Below are 20,784 nucleotides of genomic sequence, written 5' to 3'. Positions count from 1 at the left end.
TCAACCACTATCATTTGATTGAAATTATTGTCGGGGCGCCGACTGCGCCTTAAGGTGACCGGGCTGCGCCCCCCTTAAGAATCCCCCGCAGCCCCTGACGCGCAAAAGCATAAACTTCGTCATCAGAACAACGACGACCATCAATGACAGCACATCCCTGTGCTGGGCATTGAGTATACCAATAAGTGACGTTAAACATTCGCTCAGCGCCATATCAGCGAGCTTAATTCGAGGCGCGTGAATGAAGTAATACTGGTGGTCTTTCGAATTTCACGCAAAGCTTAACGCATCCTGCTCTCGCCCCTTACCAACATCCCTGTTGGCAACAAAGAAGTAAGCCGCTGAGATGGCGTCTTCGATGGATTTGAAACGGTTTTATACGTCGTTAGATGTTTTTGATTTAACCCATTAAACCTGTAAACATCTGCCTTGTCTAAAACCGTTTCAATTTCCACTGAGTAGCATGCTTAACGTTACTTATTGGTATTTGCTATCATCCCTGATAGCTCTCATCGTTGTTTTGACTGATGTCGCAGTTTATTGCGCGTAAAGGGAGATTAGGTTGAGCACTCCGAACAAATTCCGGCGTAATCGAACCGGTAAACGAATCTGTTTTGCTTTATCTTTAAACTCAAATTACTTAGTTGCTTTTACTTTAATTGAGCGTTCAGCTGCACCGAAACCCAATTGTGCCGCTAACATTGAGCCAATAGTCATCAGCAGTGCACTGTCCCGGATATCGAACAGCCATGACAGCAATCTGATCAATACCAGGGCAATGACGCCTGAAAGTAATACCGCTAATCTTTTACTTTGTAATGTGATTTTATTTTCCATTTTTTCAATCTCGTCAGTGATGTTGCCAACAATAACCACAGTTCAAAAACAAAAAAACTGTACCGAAGTACAGTTTTTTAAGTGATTAATTGCTGTGGCTGTTATAACAGAGGAGCAATTACCAGGCTGACAATGGCCATTACATTGATCAGGATGTTCATAGAAGGGCCAGAGGTATCCTTAAAGGGGTCACCAACTGTGTCACCCACCACTGTGGCGGCGTGAACATCAGAACCTTTCCCACCATAGTTACCTTTTTCTACGTATTTTTTGGCGTTATCCCAGGCACCACCGGCGTTCGCCATCATTAATGCCAATAACACGCAGCCCAGTAGTGCACCACCTAACATGCCACCCAGCGCATGCGCACCTAAGCCAAAACCTACAATGGGGGGAACGGCAACCGCGATGGCTCCGGGTAAGATCATTTTTTGTAGCGCGGCCTTGGTAGCGATATCCACACAGCGGCCGGTGTCAGGCTCGGCTTTGCCCTCCATCAGACCGGGAATTTCTTTGAACTGACGGCGAATCTCCTGAATCATGTCAAAGGCGGCATCACCCACCGCTGTCATGGTAATGGAGGCGATCAGGAAGGGTAAAATCCCCCCGATAAACAAACCTACTAATACGATGGGATCCCCAAGGTGCAATACAAATTCGCCCTTTAAGGATAAAGTTTCCACAAATGCGGCAATAATGGCCAGCGCGGCTAATGCTGCTGCGCCAATGGCAAAGCCCTTACCAATGGCGGCAGTGGTATTACCCAGTTCGTCCAGAGAGTCGGTGATTTTACGGGTTTCTTCACCCAAACCACCCATTTCAGCAATACCGCCAGCATTATCTGCTACTGGTCCATAGGCGTCTATGGCCATAGTAATACCTACTGTGGCTAACATACCCACCGCAGCGATACCTACGCCGTATAATCCGGACAGGGTTGTAGAGATATAAATGATTACGCATATGGTCAATACCGGAATAACGACCGATTGCATACCCACGGATAAGCCAGTGATCATTACCGTTGCCGAGCCGGTTTCTCCGGATTTAGCAATTTTGCGTACCGGTGATGATGCGGTGTAATACTCGGTTACCAGACCGATAATAATACCGCCAACTGCGCCAGTAATTACAGACCACCAAACATTGCTGCTGATACCTGCTTCGGAAATCACAAACCAGGCGGCGGCGATGAATATCAGTGCGGCTGACATGGTACCCGCTCTGAGGGCCACATCAGGCTTACTGGCAGACATGGCTTTAACCAGCAAAATCCCCAGGATAGAACACACCAACCCGGTTGAGGCTAGCGCCAAAGGTAAAAACATTAAGGATTCGCGACTACCTAACAGGCCCGCTGTCATGGTGGAAGCGATGGCAATAGTGGCAATCATAGAGCCGCAATAGGACTCAAAGATATCGGAGCCCATTCCGGCCACATCGCCAACGTTATCACCCACATTATCAGCGATAACACCTGGGTTTCTGGGATCATCTTCGGGGATACCGGCTTCTACTTTTCCTACCAAATCAGCGCCTACATCGGCACTTTTGGTGAAGATACCGCCACCGACACGAGAGAACAACGCCACAATTGAAGCCCCCATACCAAAGCCGTGAATAGCGTGAGCGGACTCAGGATCACCACCGAAGTAAAGGTATAAGAAGCCAAGGCCTAATAAACCCATTGAAGCAACACAAAGCCCCATGATGGAACCACCCATAAAGGCAATAGATAACGCTTCTGCCGGACCACTGTCATGGGCAGCCTGGGTTGTGCGGACGTTAGCTTTAGTGGCAGTAAACATGCCGATATATCCTGCTAATGCTGAGCATCCGGCACCCACTATAAAGGCCAATGTGGTATTGGTACCGAGGGAGAAATAGACCGCCACCATAACTACAAGGGCAAAGATGAGCAGCATCTTGTATTCGCGATGCATGAACACCATGGCACCCAGGTGAATGGCATCGGCTATTTTAGCGATGGCCTCATTGTTGACCGGATGTTTTTTGATGAGAATGTAAATGACTAGCGCGAAGAGCAGACCGACCGCGCCCATAATTGGTGGTAGATATGTTAATTCTGCCATGTGCTTTCCTTCTTGTTGTTATTTGACCCCCGATACCACTCATCCTGAATTCGGGTTGCCGTATGAAGCGCATGAGAATTTGTCTCTCAATGCGTCCCGCTTATTGTTTAAATTTCCTACAAGAAACCCCAGTGTGTGAGAATGTTAATGAAATGTAAAGATTTGTGGCGGAAAAATTCACCACTTTCGATTTAATGTTAGAACAATCCTGACTGGCCGCCAGTAATCTGTTGTTAAATAACAATCTTAATCTGGTTTTTCTACGTAGCTTGGATGTATCCTTTGGATAATAAATTTCAGCCAAATTTATGTTAACGGGCAACAAATGACTTTTGTCACATGCACAATGTCCACAATACTGTCAGAATGTACTGCAACAATGCGAGAAGGTGTATTTGGCAGCATAGAAAAAGGCTGTTAAGTCAACAGAGTGTCAGGATTCTCATAGTTATTTACAAATCTTGAAGGACGCTTGACACATCTTATTGGTACTATAACCATCAGTTAAACAGGGTTATTTGGTTATGAATAAAAAGTGGTTAAAAGGGCTTTTACCCTTTGGTGTAATAGTTTTCGGTTTCGCTGGCATGACGGCGATTAAAGCGACAGCGCAAAAGGCGGAAGAGGAAGACGCCATTGATACGCGTCCCAAGGTGAGTGTTGAAGCCATCGCGGCAGAAGATTATCAGGTGGTGATCACCGCATACGGTGAAGTTGAACCGCTGGAATCTACCAGCCTGTCGGCGCAGGTTTCTGGCGAAGTGGTTAGCTGGCACCCTAACTTTGTGCCTGGTGGCTTGATTAAACGTGGCGAAGTCATGTTTAGTATCGAAAAAGACACCTACGAAGCCGCCCTGTATAGTGCTCAGGCAACATTGTCTCAGGCGAAAGCCGCGCTGATTGAAGAGCGCGCCAGAGCCGATGCCGCCAAAGAAGAAGCTAAGTCAATCCCCGCTGCAAGAGTGACAGATCTGTACTTGCGCAAACCACAACTTTTAACTGCAGAAGCCAATGTAAAATCCGCCGAAGCGCAATTGAAAATTGCCCAGCGTGATCTAGCAAACTGCGAAGTAACCGCGCCTTATGATGCGTTAGTGGTGTCCCGTAGTCTGGGTGTAGGCCAGTTCGTTGCGCAAGGCGCTCAGGTGGCTCAGTTATACAATATCGAATTTGCAGAAATTACTCTGCCCATTGCTGGTTTTGATACGGCCTTTTTACCTGAGGAAGTAGCGGGCTTAAAAGCTAATGTGGTCAGCAAAGGTATTAAAACCGTGCAGCGTGACGGCGTTATTTCTCGGGACTTGGGTGTAGTGGATACCGCTACTCGTATGGGTCAGGTGGTGGTTCGCGTTGCCGATCCTTATGGTTTGACAACAAACTTGCCAAAACTAAAGTTCGGTAGTTTTGCGGAAGTGAATTTTGTCGGTAAAACCCTGGAAAACGTCTACCGTTTGCCACAAGAGTTGGTTACCAATCGCACTGTTTGGGTGGTAGATAACGAACAGAAGTTAGAGCCCCGTACCGTAGCAGTGCTAAGAGAGGAAGGTGAGTTTTACCTGGTCAGTGAAGGGTTAACTAATAACGACCGCTTGGTTACAACCTTACCGGAATATCCGCAAAAGGGTATGGAAGTGAAGTTGATTGATACTAATAACGATTCCACAGCAACCCTGTAAATTCCGGAGCAAGTTATGACTACCGAAACAGAAAAACCTACCGGAATCATCGCCTGGTTTGCCAATAACTCGGTGGCGGCAAACCTGCTGATGTTCTTCATTATATTGATGGGGATTGTCAGTTATTTCACTATTCAGCGACAAATGTTTCCGAATATTGAAATTAACTATATTGACGTTACCGCTGCCTATCCGGGAGCGTCCCCGCAGGAAATTGAAGAAAGTATCCTGATCAAGATAGAAGAGTCCATTAAAGAAATCACCGAAATTAAAAAGACAATTTCCAGAGCGAATCGCGGCTCGGGTAGTGTGGCACTAGAAATTAAAACCGATGTTGAGCTGACGGATGTGCTGGACAAGGTGAAAAACAAAGTGGACTCCATTGCGACCTTTCCCGCTGATATGGAGCCTGTGAATGTCTCACAAAGAGAATTCCAGCAACAGGTAATTGAATTGTCTCTGGTTGGGGAAGTGCCGCTGGAGTCGTTGAAACCTCTGGCCAAGCAAATCGAAGATGAACTATTGTCATTGAGCAATGTCTCTCTGGTGAATTTGGGGGATCCGGACGATGAGATCGCAATTGAGATCGATCCCGACCAGTTGCGCAAATACGACTTAACCATTAACGATGTCAGCAATGCTATTCGCAACTACTCAGCCAATATTTCTGCCGGTCAGTTGAGAACGGAAAGTGGTATTGTGTCGGTCCGGGTGGAAAACCAGTTCTATTCCGGTGAAGAATTTCGTCAGATCCCGGTTAAGCTGGGTAAAAATGGTTCAAAAGTATTGCTTCAGGACGTGGCTAGTATCAATGATGGCTTCACTGAAGGTGAAAACTATTTCAGTTATTCCGGTAAGAATGCGATTTACCTGTCGGTAAATGCCACCAAAGATCAGAACATGATCCCGGTTGCCAAGTCAGTTAAAGATTATATTGCTGAGCGCAATAAAACCCTGCCTCAAGGTCTGGAACTAAAAATTCTGGTGGACATGACCTATTACCTGAATGCCCGTTTGGACATGATGTTGAAAAACCTGACTCAGGGTTCTGTGCTGGTGGCCATCATGCTGACTATTTTCCTGAGATTTGGTTTGGCTAAATGGGTAATGGTGGGACTACCCGTATGTTTCCTGGGCGCTGTATTATTGATGCCGGTAATGGGTGTCAGTATTAATATCTTGTCTTTGTTTGCCTTTATCATGGTACTGGGGATTGTGGTGGACGATGCCATAGTGATAGGGGAGGCCGCCTACACGGAAATTGAGAAAAAAGGCGGCGGTATAGATAACGTAGTGCGCGGTGCACAACGCGTTGCCACACCTGCGACATTCGGGGTTTTAACCACCATCGCGGTATTCGCTCCTTTCCTGTTTTCCAGTGGTCCGGATGGCGTGTTCTTTAAAACCATTGCCAGCGTAGTGACCCTTTGCCTGATCTTCAGCCTGATTGAATCTAAGCTGATTTTACCGGCCCACATTGCCCACACTAAGTTTAAGCCCTCACGCCCAGGTTCCTGGCGCGCCCGTTTTAACAAGCGCTTTTTTGCCTTTGTTAACGGTCCATACAAGCGTTTCGTGACCTTGTGTACCGAATGGCGCTGGACGGTATTTACGGCCTTTATTGCGCTGTTAATGTTGGCCATGGGTCTTATTCAGGCCAATCATGTGCGCATGGTGCCAAGACCGGCTGTACCGCACGATTTCCCCAGCATCAGTATTGAAATGAACGAAACCGTGTCTGATAAAGCTACCATTAATGCCCTGAAAGCGGTTGAAGCCGCGATATATCGCGTTGATGCGGAAATCGAACAAGAGTTTGGCCAAAACATGGTCAAAGATCTGTTAGCTTTCAATAACAGTCGTACCTCTGGTCGGATCGTAGTGCCGCTGGTGGAAGAAGAACTGCGTCCCTTTGATGCCTTTGAGCTATCTCGTCGCTGGCGTCATGCCATCCCGGAAATTCCAGGCCTGAAGTCATTCCATATTCAGGATAACGTCACAGGTGGTGAATCTGATGAGTTTGGTTACCTGTTGTTTGGCAGTGATATCAAAACTCTGAATGCGGCAGGACGACAATTTATCGCCATGTTGCAGGAAGAAGAGGGCTTGTTCGACGTCAGCTCCACCATAGATCCCGCCAGCAAAGAAATTCAGATGGAATTGTTGCCGGTGGCTAATGATCTGGGGCTGGACCTTGCCAATATTGCTCGCCAGGTAGGTAACAGCTTCTATGGGGGGGAAGCCCAACGGGTAATTCGTGATGGCGAAGAAGTAAAAGTGATGGTGCGTTACCCAAGACTCTCTCGGGAACGATTCGCAGAACTCAAATACACAGTGCTCAAAACACCTGCAGGCGAAGAAGTGATGTTGGGAGATGTGGTGTATCTGAGGGAAGAACCCGGTATCAGCTATATTCGCCGGGAGGGAGGCTATCGCAGCGTTTACGTGTTTGGCGCTATTGATGAGCAATTAGTTGAACCCAGTGAAGTGACCAAAACTATTACTGAAAAACTACTTCCCGCACTACAGGAGATGTATCCGTCGGTGAAGACTGAGCTGGGGGGCTCTATCAAGGAAACCCAGGATCAGCAAAATGAACAGATGATGTTCTTTATCGCCGGTTTGTTAATGGTCTATATCTTACTGGCTGTGCCGCTTAAGAGTTATGCGCAACCCTTTATTATTATGTCGGTTATTCCATTTAGTTTAACTGGCGCGATATGGGGACATTTCTTCTTCGGTCTGGATATCAGTATGATGTCTACCTTTGGCTTAATTGCTGCGGCTGGGGTGGTGATCAACGATAGTCTGGTAATGACCGACTATGTAAACTCCCATCGCCGAGAGGGCTATTCGGTTCGCGAGGCGGTAATCGAAGCAGGCTGTGCCCGTTTCCGCGCCATCACCCTGACATCCATCACGACTTTCGTGGGGGTTCTGCCTTTGATGTTCGAAACCAGCCTGCAGGCTAGGTTCGTTATCCCCATGGCTATCGCGTTGGGCTTTGCAGTTCTGTACGCCACGCTGGTAACCTTATTGTTGGTGCCCAGCATGTATATGATGTTGGAAGACATTAAGTGGCTGTTTGGCAAACTCTTCGGGTTTTTAAAGCTGCCCTTGGTAAAAGCGAAAGATAGAATGGGCTTTGTCAGCCATACGCCCTCTGATGCAGGATCCAGTGATTAATAAAACGTAAAAATGGTGCCAAATGGCACCATTTTTCTCTCTCTTGCTCTAAATAATATTGCCTGATTCTAAGTCAAACATTGAATAAGGTTAGTTTGAACCAATACCAGTTCCACCATATATTTGCCCTCTCAGCGCAGCCTCAGGGGCATTAGTTCGAGGCGTGCGAATGAAAGAATACTGGTGGTCTTGTGAACTTCGCACAAAGCTTAACGCATCCTGCTCTCGCCCCTTACCAACATCCATGTTGGCAACAAAGAAATAATGTTCCTGAGGCGCGTCTACGATGGGGCTGAAAAGCATTTATACTGTGTTGGATGTTTTTGATTTAGGCCCACTAGACCGGCAAACATCCGCCTTGTATAAATGATTTTCATCACCCACTGAGGTGGGCAAATATATGGTGGAACTGGTATAATAATCCCCGATAACTTTTTAATCTATCAACTTCAGGAAATTTTCATGAGCTTAAACGCCGTACCTGCTGGCAAGAATCTGCCGGACGAAGTCAATGTTATTATCGAAATCCCGGCCCATTCCGATCCGGTTAAATACGAAGTAGACAAAGAGTCTGGTGCTATTTTCGTTGACCGTTTTATGGCAACACCTATGCACTATCCAACTAACTATGGTTATGTGCCTCACACTTTATCCGATGACGGTGACCCTGTTGACGTATTGGTTATTACTCCTTTCCCGCTGTTGGCGGGTTCAGTAATCACTTGTCGTCCTGTTGGCGTATTAAACATGACTGACGAGTCTGGTGAAGATGCTAAAGTTCTGGCGGTTCCAAAAGATAAGTTGTCCACTTTGTACCGTGGCATCACTGATTACACTCAGGTTTCTGAGCCTCTGTTGAAGCAAATCGAACACTTCTTTGCCCACTACAAAGATTTAGAGCCAAACAAATGGGTGAAAATCGAAGGCTGGGCAGATGCCGCTGCTGCGAAAAAAGAAATCACTGACAGCGTACAGCGCTACAATGATGCGGAAGACAAGCCTGCTTTCTAAGCTCTGCTATTCCATGTCTTTAAAAAACGTCGCTATTTGAAGCGGCGTTTTTTGTTTAAGTGGCTTGTCTTCAGCAGATATCAGCTTAATGTCACAAGACATTCATATTCAACTCAGCCGGGATAAGCTAAGCTGTACTCAATTGAATTGCGTCAGGGAGAGGTGGCTCATAAGTGAATAAGGCTACCGGGATAAAAGCGGTTTTCATTCTTCTGCTGCTAATACTTGTGGCGGGTTATTTCTATTTACCCAGTGTTATTTATAAGCAGTTAGCCGCCAGTGCCAAACAATTCGATAGCCAATTACAATGCCTGGATTGGCAGATAAAATCCTTTGAACAAATTCAGATCGAGCGTTTGTGCCTGTATTATCAGGGTATTAACCTGGAGCTGCGAGATGCACTACTGTCGGTTTCTCCCCTGGCCATGCTCTCAGAAAGTGCGGCCGCAGATGCACTGAAAATGGCGAAAATACAAAAGCTCAACATACAAATCCCAGTGGAAAAACTGCAAGCCAAATCTGAATCTGATTCTGCTTCTGATAATGCTCAATCTTTTACTCTTCCCTGGCTGCCACTACCCGAAATCGAAATTGATGATTTTCAGCTGCAATTATTGGCGCAAGATGGACTGCCATATAAAAGCTCCTCTGTCTTGCTTGCCTGGCGGGTTAGTACTAAATCAGAGAACTCTGAAAACCTTTTACTTCTTACAAACCCAGCAGATGAGCAAAACTGGTTACAAATAATTCAGCGTGAGTCAGGGGCGATTTTGCTCGATTGGCAATTGTCGCTGGCAGAGTTACTGACGTTAGCCAATGAACTACCTGTACCAGAGCTAAGTGATAATCTGGGGCTGATAAAATCGCTTTCCGGGATATGGCAGGGAAATTTTAGACTTGATTCTGTAACTCCGGATAACTGGTCGGTAAGCAATGATATCCAACGCTTTTCGACTAAAGTAGAGGTGCCAGGAAATCGTGATAAACCATTGACATTGCACGGCGATATTCACTTCAACCTGGAAAAAGACCCACAAAAATATCGATTCAGCAAAGTATCAGGACAGCCACTTTTAATTGAGGGTTTGACCAAATGGAGTGCTGAGTATTTTGACTCAATAACCTGGCAGGACTGGAAACTGCAAAATCCGCTGTCGGATGAGCTACAACTGACACTGCCTGAGGAAATTCATCTTACCGGGCTGACAAAATGGAGTTTTACACAGCCTTTGTTGATACGAGATGGTGACCTGGAAATTCAGTTACAGCAAATGCAGGCTGAATTGCAGGAGAAAGCGATTTCGGGGCAAATTAATATTGATGGCGAGTTTACTCTTTTCAAACAGGAGCAAAGGGTCGGGGTAAATTTAAGTTCTTCCGGCAAGCTTGGTTATACCCCTGATGTTCAACAACTGAACCTGTCGCAATGGCAGCTAAGTAGTGAAACATGGCAACTATTAATAGCAGATATCCTGCCAATAGGGGCTGGTGGTTTGAGGTTAACCGGTCATTCGGATATTCGTCTACAGGACCAACAGTGGTCAGTTGTCGGGGAATACCAAGCGCAGCTGGACGGCATAAGTGCCAATATCAGCGATACCTATTCTCTTAATTTTGAGCAAATAAGGCTTAACGGAAAGTATCAGCTACAGCCTGATAGTCTTGTGTCTGCCAGCAAGCTGTATTTCAACAACAGTCTGCCATCGACAATCAGAACAGAGGGTAGTTTTCAACAGTTAAACCTGAGTTATGAATTAGCGCAAAGCGCTTTAAAGCCCTGGTTAAAACTGGTACGAGGGATGCCCAAAAATCTGCAAGTGGCCGATGGGAAAATTGCTGCAACAGTAAATGCTTACTTACTGAGTGGAGAACTATCACCGGTGAATTTTAAGCTTGAACTGGAAGAATTAACTGCGACTTACAACAACTATCTGTTGAGCAATGCCCGAACTCAATTTGAAGGCTCACTGACACAGGACGGCAAACTGGTCAGTGAAGAGCATAATCTGCAAATAGAACGTCTTTTTGCCGGGGTTAATCTGGATGATATTCAGCTCAGTTATCGATTCAGCACAGACCCGGTATCCCCAAAAACTGACAACCCTGGCTTTGCCTTTAATCCTGTCATTGAGGATTTTTCTGCCAGGCTGTTAGGCGGCACGGTGGGATTTGATACTCCGCTAAATGTGTTGGCTACTGAAAGTCGAATTGCTCTGTCGGTACAGCAGGTTTCTGTATCGGAAGTGGTGAAACTGCTTGATCAGCAAGGGTTATTGGTTACCGGTGAGTTAAGTGGTGTTGTGCCGGTAGTATTCAGCGAGGGTTCTGTTAGTGTGCGGCAAGCTAAACTAAACTCGGTAGGCAATGGTGTTATCAAAATAAAAGATAATCCGGCTTTTATTAGTTTAAAGAACAGTCAGAAGAATCTGGCAACAGCGCTGGGATTGTTGGAAAACTTGGAGTATTCGCAATTGAATACTAATTTGAGTTTGCAACCTGACGGTTGGCTGGAGCTGGCGGTCAATATTAAAGGGATTAATCCAGAGCAACAGCAACCCATTAACTTTAACCCGACCTTTAGTACCAATCTGTACACCGGGTTAAAAGCCTTAAGGGCAGGAAAAGATATATCAAAAGCCATAGAGCAGCGGTTTTAAAATAACGAGGTAGTCAAATGAAGTTAACGTTTCTGGCAGGGTTCTCCCTCTTAGCTATTGTGCTAAGCGGTTGCAGTCACCGGGTTGAGGTGGCTGCCAAGGAGCCTATTACTATAAACCTCAATGTCAAAATTGAGCACGAGATCCGGGTAAAGCTGGATAAAGAACTCGATGATGTCTTCAGCGAAGACAGCGAACTGTTTTAATTCTAAGAGGGACACCCATGAAAACATTATTTAAACCTGTCTTATTTTTGTTCCTTTTATCCTTTAATGCCGTTGCCTTTGCTATAACCCTTGATGAGGCAAAAGCCAAAGGATTTGTCGGCGAACAACTGGATGGATATCTCGGCCTTGTGGTTAAAAATAAAGATGCAGAAACACTGATTGCAGACGTCAACGACAAACGTAAGCAGCTTTACCAAAAGCTGGCTGATAAAAATGGTGTCAGCGTCGAAGTGGTAGCAAAGTTAGCCGCTGAAAAGGCTGCTGAAAAAACCCAGGCAGGTCACTATATTCAGAATATGGAAGGTGAATGGGTTAAGAAGCCCTAAAGGCGATGACCTGTCTGAAGATTTTTGATAAACACGCTCTAGGGAGTATGAAATGAAAAAGGTACTTATTGCTTTATTGGTGGTCGTTGTGGCTTTAGGCGGCTTTATTTACATGGGCCTGTCGGGGATGGATGGCTTTATTAAAGAGCAGCTGGAAAAACAAGGCAGTCGCATAACCAATACTCAGGTAAGCGTAAATCAGGTGGAAACCGTGCTCTCAGAAGCAAAAGTTAGCATCAATGGGATTAGCATAGCCAATCCTCAAAGGTTTTCTGATGGCAACGCTTTTAGCCTGAATACTGTCAGAGTGGATTTAGGCACTGCCACACAGGAACCTTATGTTATCGATGAAATTCTGATTGATAGCCCAGAAGTGTTATACGAAGTAAATCAGCATGGCAAAGCTAATCTGATCGTATTAAAAGATAACATCCAGTCCTCGCTACCTCAATCTACACCAGAACCACAGGCGCAAACTGGAGACGCCATCAATCCGTTAATGAGTGTTAAAAAGATCACGGTTAAAGACGTGAAACTCAAACTGGATATCGCCGCCATGGACCTGGGTGAAATCCCGTTGGAGCAGCGTCAGTTTGAACTGACAATGCCCACCTTCCAGGCCGACGCTATTGGAGTGCCTAACGGCATACCTGCAGATCAATTAGGTGCAGCGATTATGGATTCTATGCTGGATAACCTGATCAAAGCCGGTAAAGCCAAGATTAAGGCTTTGATAAAAGAACAGGCCGAAGCCAAACTTCAGGAAAAGCTGGACGAGGAAAAAGCCAAACTGGAAGAAAAGGCCAAGGAAAAACTGAAGAGCCTGTTTGATAACTAACGCGTTGTCTTCACTAATAGTTTTTGTCAAAAGGGTTCCATCAGGAGCCCTTTTTTTGCTCACAATGAAAACTATTTCAAGGACAACTAATTCAAGAACAACCACTACAACTGCAAAAAGAGGCGTTATAGAGGGAATATACAACGCAACACAATGAGCATACGACAGATTATTTTAACTTGGGTGCCTTTAAAAGTTCTTGTTAAGATTAAACACTATGCATAAATTGATCATGAGTTAGGATCTGACTCAAGTCAAAGCTCGATATTGTCTTTCGTGGAGATATTAAACTATTTGAGCCTAAAGTGGGGGCCCCATGAAAACACTCTTTGCTGCAAGTTTTATGATACTTCTTGGAGTCCTGGCTGCCTGTACAGATACTGTAAGTGACAAAAAAGAAGCGGTAGCAACCGATTACCTTCTAACCATAGCTACTGAATATGGCGAAATGAAAGCAGTTCTCTATGATCAAACGCCTAATCATAAAGCGAATTTTGTTAAATTGGCTCGAGAAGGTTTTTACGACGGACTATTGTTTCATCGGGTACTTCCTGGTTTTATGATTCAGGGAGGGGATCCTGAGTCAAGGCTTGCAGAGTCTGGTAAACAACTTGGCGATGGAGGGCCCGGATATGAAATTCCGGCTGAAATTATTCCCGGATTAATTCATGTCAAAGGAGCGCTGGCGGCTGCTCGTCGAGGTAATGAGCAAAATCCTGAATTGGCGTCTAGCGGTTCGCAGTTTTACATAGTGCAGGGCCAGGTTAGTTCTAGAGAACAACTGGAAGGACTGGATCGAGGCAAAGTTTATCAAGCTTATCAGAAGTTGATGACAACCATGCCTGAAAACGAACTCGCCAAAAAATATCGAGAATTTGAAGAAAATAACCCTGATAACCGCAAAGCGCTGCAAAAACTAGTGATGGATACAGCTGAGCAGCTGGCTAAAACGACCGGCGTTAATTTTACTATGTCAAAACAACGGATTGATGCCTACTCCAGTGTCCGGGGGACCCCATTTTTAGATGGTCAGTATACAGTCTTTGGCCAAGTGATTGATGGCCTGGATGTCATTGATAGAATTGCCGCGCTAGAAAGGTCTTCAAGCGACAGGCCAAAGCAGGATGTAAGAATGTCCATTAGTATCACCGAACTTCCAAAAACCGAGGTTAGTAAACTGATCAACATGGCCGATCTAAATTATCGTTCTCCCAGTATTTAGTGAGCTTTGTGCTGCAACAGGGAATCGATAACAAGATGGCAAAAGTTGGACTGGTTTATTTCACTAATACAGATGTCACAGGCAAGCTCTGTACAGAGGTTAAACGGCGTTTAGAGGCTGAAAACTGCGAGGTGATTGCCCACCGAATTAGTGGCAACGAAATCATTCAGGGGCGTTTTAAAAGCCAGAACCTGTTTGATGCACTGTTTGATTGTGATGCCATTATTTTTGGTTCACCTACCTACATGGGCAGTGTCTCAGCTCAGTTTAAAGCGTTTGCAGATGCCACCAGTGATTTTTGGCAGGAGCAAAAGTGGGCAGGAAAGTTAGCAGCAGGAATCACCTCAGGAACAGCCCACAATGGTGATCAGGCATCTGCGCTGGGCTACATGCAACTGCTGGCAAGCCAACATGGTATGCTTTGGGTGAGTCTGGACGCTCCGTTTAATGACGAAACCAAAAGTGTCAACCGTCTTGGTTGCCATTTGGGTGTTACGGCGCAATCCCTTGATGGTGAAGTACATGACGTGGATTTAAAAAGCGCGGGTTATTTGGCAGAAAAAATCGCTCAATATGTCAAAAAGTTTGGCTGACAACCAGACGCAGCGGCTCGAGTGAAATAGACCTTGCATTTGTAGCAATCTTCAAGCTCTGACTGTCCATTCCCCATTCGGCTTATATCAGTGTTGGGGCTGTAATTTCATGTAATAACAAATCTGTAGTTGTTTTATTAAATTTATTTTGTCGCTTCAGTCGGGTAACTGAATGGGCAAAACAGTTAATAAATACAGGAGAGTTATTATGTCAGATACAGGTTTATATTTGCTAAAGTTGAGCTTCAATCCTAAGCAGGGCATTGTTGGTGCGGGCTCTATGACGTTGGCGGTGACAGTTAATGCTGCGACCGGTGAGCTACACGGACAGGCGCAGGGTACAATTTTAGAAGGTACTGAGCATCCTCAGTCCTTTAGCGCAAAAGTGTCTGGTTCAATGCACAGCACCGGCTTTGGTAAAATTGTTCGGGTGGGTGCGGTAACTGGTGAAGCCAACTTACCATTTACACCGCCTGCCATCGGATTCAGCTCCGCGCCATTTTCTGCTAGTTTTGCTTTGGATGCAGATTGGAAAGGCGATGGTCAATTCAAAGTAGGCACAGAAACTTATCAATCAGGTGTGAGCCTGGCGGACTAAAGTCCCCTGCATATAGATACTTCGGCATTGTGTGATAGAACCTGTGTTTAGTGTTATGTCATACAATGCCTGAATCTTTTAATTTGGTTTAATTTTCTGATGAATAAATCGGCTATAGCTGTTAGATATTCTTTTCAGACTTTGTCCTTCCATTACTGCCCTGTCAGGCGCTTACCAGGTTTCTCTAACAAATACGTATCAGCAATACCCTTTCTTCTGGCCACTAAACCGATGGCTCAGTGAGCGTATCTCCTTTCTTACCCAGGTTGGTCAACAAAATAATGGCAAACAGGATAGGATTTCGCATTGTTCGAGTCTCATTGTTATGGGTGTCTCGTTAGTTACGTTAGTTATTAGTTGGATAGTCACTAAAAGGGGGATGAGGATAAATTTCAATGAGGGATTAAAAACGAAAAAGGGCTTCTAAAAGAAGCCCATACTTTCTGTCGTTTTTATTTTTATTATTATTTTATGTGCTTAGTTGCCCCAGATGTCCGCCACAAAATTAGGGTGGTCGACGAAGGGGTTTCTGTTTGCCTGGTGTAATTCCGCGGCATTGTTACGGTCAATTTCCTTCTGACTAACCGGATCCTGATTGTGCCATTGCTTGAGCATGGTCAGGAACCAGGATTCAAATACCTGATTTGACGTGCCATTTAACACTGCGTTGCCGTAGCTGCTGTTATTTTCCCAACCAGAGATGACATCTTCGTAACGTGTTGCCATGTAGAAATAGGCTCTTGCCAGGTCACCTTTAAACTCATCAATAGGTTCAAAGACGGTGCCGGAATACCCCAAACCAGAGGCGGCTGAGCCAACTTTTGAGCCGTTGCTGGAAGTATAAGAAGCTGAACTAACTTCACCATAAGGGTAGCTGCTGCGCTGCGCGTTTACATAGCCGTCAGTGGCGAAGATGTGGTGCACGTCTGAGTTCATTGGCTCTACTTTTCCGCCAAACCAACTTTTCGGGAAGGAGTGCTCGCGATTGTAGCAGCCAGCTTCACCGCTGTAGCTTCCACATTGGTCTAAAACCTTAGTGAAGTTAAACGGATCGGAACCATTCGGAGCTTCAGAATAGATATCCAGGATCGTGCCGTCGTTTTCGTAGTAAGTATCCAGCTCGTTTTGTTCATAGAAAGACCAAATCGCACCATAGCCTTGGTTACTGTGACCTTTAATGATGTCGTGCAATGCCGTTTTAAGTGTGTAGCCACTTAATCCCTCTGCCGATTGATAGTAAGCGCCAAGGTCGGAGTTTCCGCCTCCGGTGCCACCACCAGTGCCGCCGACACTGCTGCCTACTGTAAAGGTGTGGCTGGCTACTGAATTGAATTGCCCACCAGTGAATACCTGAGTACCGGCAACTGTCATGCTGTAAGCGCCGTTGCCGTAACCGCAACAAATGCCATCACCATAACTGTCATTGATTTGGAAGGTGTAATCGCCATCTGCCAGGCAGAAGGTTTCGGTGTAGGTGGTATTGCTGGAAAGGCCACTACCGGAAGCGATTCGATTGTTGCTGGAGTCGGTAAGCTGCCAGCTGGTTTCGCCACCGTAATTGTCGGTTGATAGGCTAAGCTCTGCGCTGGTATTGGCACAGCCACCTGTACCGCCGCCGGAGCCACCACCCGAAGAGCCAGAATCTGTCGGCTCAAAACTGTCTACATAAACTAATTCAGCACCATCAAAGCCGCTGACATCGTAGAAACGTAAGCCAACCTCTATAGTACCTGTGGATGTCGCCGTATAAGACTGGCTTATCTGCTGCCATTGATTGGTCAGGTTTTCATTGGAGTAACCCTGATAGCCATTAACATACAAACGGGCTCTGACATTGCCTTCGGTATGATAAATTCGGGCGCTGAAGTCATAAGTTTGCCCAGAGGTTACACTGACGGTTTGTCTGAAATCTGTTGAGCTTTGGCTGCCCGTCGTCACATTAACCGCTGCTGAACTGGTGCCGTTGTAGCTGATATTGGTAGATTGGCTAACACTGATACCCGAATCTATGGTGGTCCAACCATCAGGCGTATTGCCTGTCCAGGATTCGAATTCGCCATTTTCCACCTGAGCAAACGCCAGGGGGCTGAGTAAAGCCACCGTGGTGAGGGTAGATAGAGCCTTTTTCATTATTGTCTCCGGAATTGTCACAAGGAACCTTATTGGAACTTATTCTTTTTTTATCCGTTTATAGGCTTAAACAGTTGCGTGCTGTTCAAACATTGAGCAGTTTGGTTACGAATTGTGACAATTACAATACAAAAAATTAACAAAACTTGACCAAATGGTTCAGAAAATAGGCATAATTCAGGTTGTTTCGGGTAAATGTGGGAGGTCTACCACATTCTTACTGGTTAAAAATCAGTCTCCGCCAATAAAAAGTAAGCTTATTATTTAACTGAATTAGGCTCAGCTAGTAAATTGCATTACAATCCGGGCTTTCCCTTTGGCAGGCTTGTTTAATGATTGCGCAATTACAGATTCTCCGGCAAAAACCTGAAATATTGTTACTGGCTATGGCCTTTGTTATGCCACTGACGTTCTCAGTATGGAATGCACTTCTCAACAATTTCGTTATTGAAAAGGCCAGTTTTACTGGGGCAGAGATTGGTCTATTGCAAAGCCTCAGAGAGGTACCTGGATTCTTAGCCTTTACCGCAGTGTTTGTCTTACTGGTGTTAAAAGAGCAAACCTTTGCGCTGCTCTCACTGGCCTTGATGTCTGTTGGTGTGGCGCTGACCGGCTGGTTTCCTTTTGAGATTGGCTTGTATTGCACCACCGTCATTATGTCGATTGGTTTTCATTATTTTGAGACAGTTAATCAGTCACTCACCTTGCAATGGTTACACAAAGACAAAACGGCTCATTTTATGGGGCAGCAATTGGCGGTTAAGAGTTTTGCCTCCCTGTTTGCCTATGGTGCAATCTGGGTGTTGATGGAATGGTTTGGCATTAGCTATAACGCTATGTATATGCTGGCTGGTGGTGCCGGCTTGCTGATAGTCGTGATTTTGTGGATCACCTTTCCGACATTTAAAGAGGCCACTGGTCAACATAAGAACCTGATCATGCGCAAGCGCTATTGGTTGTATTACGCGCTGACGTTTTTCAGCGGTGCCAGACGACAAATATTTGTGGTGTTCGCGGCCTTTATGATGGTGGAAAAGTTCGGCTACACCGTTGGGCAGGTAAGCCTTCTTTTCGCAGTAAATTATATCTTTAATTTGCTGTTTGCTCCGGCTATTGGAAAGTGGATCCACAAAGTCGGTGATAAAGCCGCATTAACCTTTGAATACATAGGTTTGTTCATTTTATTTATCGCTTATGGTTTGGTGGATAATGCCATGCTGGCTGGGGCCTTATTTATTATTGATCATTTGTTTTTTGCTCTGGCTATCGCTATAAAGACGTATTTCCAAAAAATCGCAGATCCGAAAGATATTGCCTCTACCGCAGGCGTTAGCTTTACCATTAATCATATTGCTGCGGTGGTGATCCCGGCCTTATTAGGGATAGTTTGGTTAACTTCACCCAGCTTAGTATTTTTTATCGGAGCAGGCTTTGCGTTTTGCTCTTTGATTCTGGCTCGTAATATTCCTGCATTGCCCGGAGAGGGCAATGAAGTTGTCTTTAACCCCTTTGCTCCTTCGAAAGTTTGATTTATGAAAAGAATAATAACCTGCACATTTTTACTATTGTCTCTTGCTTGCTCTGTGGTCAGCGCAGAACCATTGGAATTGTATTGGGAAGAACTGATCCCTGAAGGCTATGTACCGTCAGAAGAGATCCCGGAAATCGATCACAACAACCCCATGGCTCAATCCAATGCCAATGCCCCGGTAAGAAAGGATTTAGATGGTAAGAAGGTAAAAATTCCAGGTTTCGTGGTGCCGCTGGAAGGCGACGATACTATAACTGAATTTTTATTGGTGCCATTTTTTGGTGCCTGCATTCACGTGCCACCGCCACCTTCTAATCAGATTGTGTTTGTGAAGTTTCCCGAAGGGGCGAATGTCGACAACCTGTATGATGCGATTTGGGTAACAGGTACGTTGCAAACAGAAGGCTGGACCGGTGATATGGCTACTGTGGGCTATAACATGGTGGGTGAAGCAATAGAGCCGTTTGAATAAACGGCTCTTTGTAATTGGTGGTTTGATTTAAGCTGATGGAATATTCAGGGTAATAAGCCACTGTTTATACGAATCAGCTGTAAAGACTTGTTCATCAAAGTTTTGCGGCTGATAGCTTCTGTCATAATCCAACATTATTTTTTTGAATGGAAGGTTCATTTGCCAGCAGATGTTCATTTTTGTCACGTAAATCCATGCGTTAGGAGCTGAATTTATTTCAACATAATGCTCTATTAAGGGAGAAGTTCTTTTAACTAATCTATTGACAATTCCTTTTGAGAACTCTTTCAATATGTCTTCCTCTAAATCGTCTTTCACTATTCCGATTGCGATGAACTCATAATAATTAAGTAAGTAAAATAGCCCTTCAATAGAAATGGCCTTGTCTCTGATGTCTTGAGGAATAGGGTCTCCATTATTAAAGTGTTTATTTTCACTATTTTTTAACAAAATTAAGTCTTCTTCTGGAAGGGTTTCCGGAAATCTTTCCGAGACTAACATTCCTGAATACTTGATAATGGTTTTAATTTTTAAGTCTTTGCCATCTTCTTTATTAATATGTTGAAAATTAACTAAATGGGGATAGATACTATTTGCCTGTTGTAGTTTTTCCTGATAAGTGGCGCTTAATCTGGAGTGTAATAATGTATTCTGAGTATGGCTTTTACGAGATCTTTGAGCATTCGCTTGATGGGTAATTGCAAAACCCATAAAAGCAACCGTAATCGTTACCCAGCCACCTGCCATTGCAACTGAAGCCGGGTCAAGTTGATTAATAGACCTGAGGTATATAAATGCCCCCAATATATAAATAAATAGCATTGTGAAGCCAACAGCAAGTTCATGCCATATCTTATTTTCTACTTGAGCATCATTGCATTTTGTAAAATAAGCTATAAGCGATACTGCTAACATGATGTAATCTATAAACAGTAAGAAAACAATCAAAGTACCTACAGTGGGATTTGCCACGTAATGAATCATTTTTCCTATAATGTCTAACGAGCTAATAGCGTCGTATTTATAAGCCATCCAGAAAACAAATGTGGCAGAAGCCAATGCGCCACTAAAAATCATTAATATTAGGAAGATGAATCGGGAAGTACGTTTAAAGGGGAGGCTTTCACTGCTGCTGTAAAAACTTCGTGTAAGCAACAAAACTCCTGAAAGGGGCAATTTTCGGTCTTCAACTTTCTCCCAGAATATCTTACATATCCAATGTGAAAGTTGTGCATGCCATGAAATATTGGAATCATTCACAAGATTGAAGCCCATAAAAAAAGTCCCACAAGGGACTTTTTTTACCATGGAGTGGAATATGATGCAAGTTTAGCCGCCACCGCCGCCTTCAATCAGCAAGTTTGCAACCTTAAACAATATAACTTTT

At 44.8% G+C, this 20,784-nt stretch carries 17 protein-coding genes; 12 read left to right on the top strand and 5 right to left on the bottom strand.

Features of this window, described 5'->3' with window-relative positions; all coding sequences use genetic code 11:
* Positions 1 to 636: 636 nt before the first annotated feature.
* The gene (locus ACXAD8_RS12195; protein WP_475228903.1) at positions 637 to 837 is read right to left on the bottom strand and encodes a hypothetical protein; all 201 of its coding nucleotides are present in this window, start codon (positions 835 to 837) and stop codon (positions 637 to 639) included.
* Between the two features lie 101 nt (positions 838 to 938).
* Positions 939 to 2,930 carry a sodium-translocating pyrophosphatase gene (locus ACXAD8_RS12190; protein ID WP_475228901.1) on the bottom strand — a complete coding sequence of 664 codons (1,992 nt, stop codon included), beginning with the start codon at positions 2,928 to 2,930 and terminating at the stop codon, positions 939 to 941.
* Positions 2,931 to 3,454: 524 nt separating this feature from the next.
* Here ACXAD8_RS12190 and ACXAD8_RS12185 point away from each other — a divergent pair.
* Together ACXAD8_RS12185 and ACXAD8_RS12180 are read left to right on the top strand one after the other, a co-directional pair.
* Entirely contained in the window at positions 3,455 to 4,606 is a 1,152-nt protein-coding gene (locus ACXAD8_RS12185; protein WP_475228898.1) for an efflux RND transporter periplasmic adaptor subunit, read from the top strand.
* 15 nt (positions 4,607 to 4,621) lie between these two features.
* Positions 4,622 to 7,792, top strand: coding sequence for an efflux RND transporter permease subunit (locus ACXAD8_RS12180; protein WP_475228895.1), 3,171 nt, complete (start codon positions 4,622 to 4,624; stop codon positions 7,790 to 7,792).
* A 90-nt stretch (positions 7,793 to 7,882) separates the two neighbouring features.
* Here ACXAD8_RS12180 and ACXAD8_RS12175 read toward each other — a convergent pair whose 3' ends face one another.
* Positions 7,883 to 8,095, bottom strand: a complete 213-nt coding sequence (locus tag ACXAD8_RS12175) for a hypothetical protein (protein ID WP_475228893.1) — start codon at positions 8,093 to 8,095, stop codon at positions 7,883 to 7,885.
* Positions 8,096 to 8,254: 159 nt separating this feature from the next.
* Here ACXAD8_RS12175 and ppa point away from each other — a divergent pair, with 159 nt between their 5' ends.
* The 8 genes from ppa (at position 8,255) to ACXAD8_RS12135 (ending at position 15,264) form a co-directional block, all read left to right on the top strand.
* Positions 8,255 to 8,803 carry an inorganic diphosphatase gene (gene ppa, locus ACXAD8_RS12170; protein ID WP_475228891.1) on the top strand — a complete coding sequence of 183 codons (549 nt, stop codon included), beginning with the start codon at positions 8,255 to 8,257 and terminating at the stop codon, positions 8,801 to 8,803.
* 173 nt (positions 8,804 to 8,976) lie between these two features.
* On the top strand, positions 8,977 to 11,460 hold the full coding sequence (locus ACXAD8_RS12165) for an intermembrane phospholipid transport protein YdbH family protein (protein ID WP_475228889.1): 2,484 nt from the start codon (positions 8,977 to 8,979) through the stop codon (positions 11,458 to 11,460).
* Positions 11,461 to 11,477: 17 nt separating this feature from the next.
* Positions 11,478 to 11,666: a YnbE family lipoprotein gene (locus ACXAD8_RS12160; protein WP_475228887.1), complete on the top strand. Its 189-nt coding sequence runs from the start codon at positions 11,478 to 11,480 to the stop codon at positions 11,664 to 11,666.
* A gap of 17 nt (positions 11,667 to 11,683) precedes the next feature.
* Entirely contained in the window at positions 11,684 to 12,013 is a 330-nt protein-coding gene (locus ACXAD8_RS12155; protein ID WP_475228884.1) for a YdbL family probable chaperone protein, read from the top strand.
* A gap of 52 nt (positions 12,014 to 12,065) precedes the next feature.
* Complete coding sequence (locus ACXAD8_RS12150; RefSeq protein ID WP_475228882.1) at positions 12,066 to 12,851, top strand: AsmA family protein; 786 nt, start codon at positions 12,066 to 12,068, stop codon at positions 12,849 to 12,851.
* Between the two features lie 316 nt (positions 12,852 to 13,167).
* On the top strand, positions 13,168 to 14,073 hold the full coding sequence (locus ACXAD8_RS12145) for a peptidylprolyl isomerase (protein WP_475228880.1): 906 nt from the start codon (positions 13,168 to 13,170) through the stop codon (positions 14,071 to 14,073).
* 35 nt (positions 14,074 to 14,108) lie between these two features.
* Entirely contained in the window at positions 14,109 to 14,666 is a 558-nt protein-coding gene (locus tag ACXAD8_RS12140; RefSeq protein WP_475228877.1) for a flavodoxin family protein, read from the top strand.
* Positions 14,667 to 14,874: 208 nt separating this feature from the next.
* Entirely contained in the window at positions 14,875 to 15,264 is a 390-nt protein-coding gene (locus ACXAD8_RS12135) for a DUF1842 domain-containing protein (protein WP_475228875.1), read from the top strand.
* A 477-nt stretch (positions 15,265 to 15,741) separates the two neighbouring features.
* Here the strand turns inward: ACXAD8_RS12135 and ACXAD8_RS12130 are convergent, their stop codons facing one another.
* Positions 15,742 to 17,394, bottom strand: a complete 1,653-nt coding sequence (locus ACXAD8_RS12130; protein WP_475228873.1) for an endonuclease — start codon at positions 17,392 to 17,394, stop codon at positions 15,742 to 15,744.
* A gap of 332 nt (positions 17,395 to 17,726) precedes the next feature.
* Between ACXAD8_RS12130 and ACXAD8_RS12125 the strand changes: the two genes are divergently transcribed.
* Both ACXAD8_RS12125 and ACXAD8_RS12120 read left to right on the top strand, forming a co-directional pair.
* On the top strand, positions 17,727 to 18,923 hold the full coding sequence (locus tag ACXAD8_RS12125) for an MFS transporter (protein WP_475228870.1): 1,197 nt from the start codon (positions 17,727 to 17,729) through the stop codon (positions 18,921 to 18,923).
* A gap of 3 nt (positions 18,924 to 18,926) precedes the next feature.
* Positions 18,927 to 19,397, top strand: coding sequence for a DUF3299 domain-containing protein (locus tag ACXAD8_RS12120; RefSeq protein ID WP_475228868.1), 471 nt, complete (start codon positions 18,927 to 18,929; stop codon positions 19,395 to 19,397).
* A 27-nt stretch (positions 19,398 to 19,424) separates the two neighbouring features.
* On the opposite strand, the gene ACXAD8_RS12115 is transcribed toward ACXAD8_RS12120, so the two are convergent.
* Positions 19,425 to 20,672 carry a DUF4760 domain-containing protein gene (locus ACXAD8_RS12115; protein WP_475228866.1) on the bottom strand — a complete coding sequence of 416 codons (1,248 nt, stop codon included), beginning with the start codon at positions 20,670 to 20,672 and terminating at the stop codon, positions 19,425 to 19,427.
* Between the last annotated feature and the right edge of the window lie 112 nt (positions 20,673 to 20,784).

The sequence above is a fragment of the Planctobacterium sp. AWH2_060 genome (genome assembly GCF_056158425.1).
The sequence above is the reverse complement of the archived record's forward strand: the minus strand, read 5'-3'. Positions and strand labels throughout refer to the sequence as shown.

What these genes read in the sequence shown, in the direction of transcription:
- ACXAD8_RS12195 (WP_475228903.1), bottom strand. Translation starts at nt 837, where the DNA reads ATGGAAAATAAAATCACATTACAAAGTAAAAGATTAGCGGTATTACTT.
- ACXAD8_RS12190 (WP_475228901.1), bottom strand. Translation starts at nt 2,930, where the DNA reads ATGGCAGAATTAACATATCTACCACCAATTATGGGCGCGGTCGGTCTG.
- ACXAD8_RS12185 (WP_475228898.1), top strand. Translation starts at nt 3,455, where the DNA reads ATGAATAAAAAGTGGTTAAAAGGGCTTTTACCCTTTGGTGTAATAGTT.
- ACXAD8_RS12180 (WP_475228895.1), top strand. Translation starts at nt 4,622, where the DNA reads ATGACTACCGAAACAGAAAAACCTACCGGAATCATCGCCTGGTTTGCC.
- ACXAD8_RS12175 (WP_475228893.1), bottom strand. Translation starts at nt 8,095, where the DNA reads ATGCTTTTCAGCCCCATCGTAGACGCGCCTCAGGAACATTATTTCTTT.
- ppa (WP_475228891.1), top strand. Translation starts at nt 8,255, where the DNA reads ATGAGCTTAAACGCCGTACCTGCTGGCAAGAATCTGCCGGACGAAGTC.
- ACXAD8_RS12160 (WP_475228887.1), top strand. Translation starts at nt 11,478, where the DNA reads ATGAAGTTAACGTTTCTGGCAGGGTTCTCCCTCTTAGCTATTGTGCTA.
- ACXAD8_RS12155 (WP_475228884.1), top strand. Translation starts at nt 11,684, where the DNA reads ATGAAAACATTATTTAAACCTGTCTTATTTTTGTTCCTTTTATCCTTT.
- ACXAD8_RS12150 (WP_475228882.1), top strand. Translation starts at nt 12,066, where the DNA reads ATGAAAAAGGTACTTATTGCTTTATTGGTGGTCGTTGTGGCTTTAGGC.
- ACXAD8_RS12145 (WP_475228880.1), top strand. Translation starts at nt 13,168, where the DNA reads ATGAAAACACTCTTTGCTGCAAGTTTTATGATACTTCTTGGAGTCCTG.
- ACXAD8_RS12140 (WP_475228877.1), top strand. Translation starts at nt 14,109, where the DNA reads ATGGCAAAAGTTGGACTGGTTTATTTCACTAATACAGATGTCACAGGC.
- ACXAD8_RS12135 (WP_475228875.1), top strand. Translation starts at nt 14,875, where the DNA reads ATGTCAGATACAGGTTTATATTTGCTAAAGTTGAGCTTCAATCCTAAG.
- ACXAD8_RS12130 (WP_475228873.1), bottom strand. Translation starts at nt 17,394, where the DNA reads ATGAAAAAGGCTCTATCTACCCTCACCACGGTGGCTTTACTCAGCCCC.
- ACXAD8_RS12125 (WP_475228870.1), top strand. Translation starts at nt 17,727, where the DNA reads ATGATTGCGCAATTACAGATTCTCCGGCAAAAACCTGAAATATTGTTA.
- ACXAD8_RS12120 (WP_475228868.1), top strand. Translation starts at nt 18,927, where the DNA reads ATGAAAAGAATAATAACCTGCACATTTTTACTATTGTCTCTTGCTTGC.
- ACXAD8_RS12115 (WP_475228866.1), bottom strand. Translation starts at nt 20,672, where the DNA reads ATGGGCTTCAATCTTGTGAATGATTCCAATATTTCATGGCATGCACAA.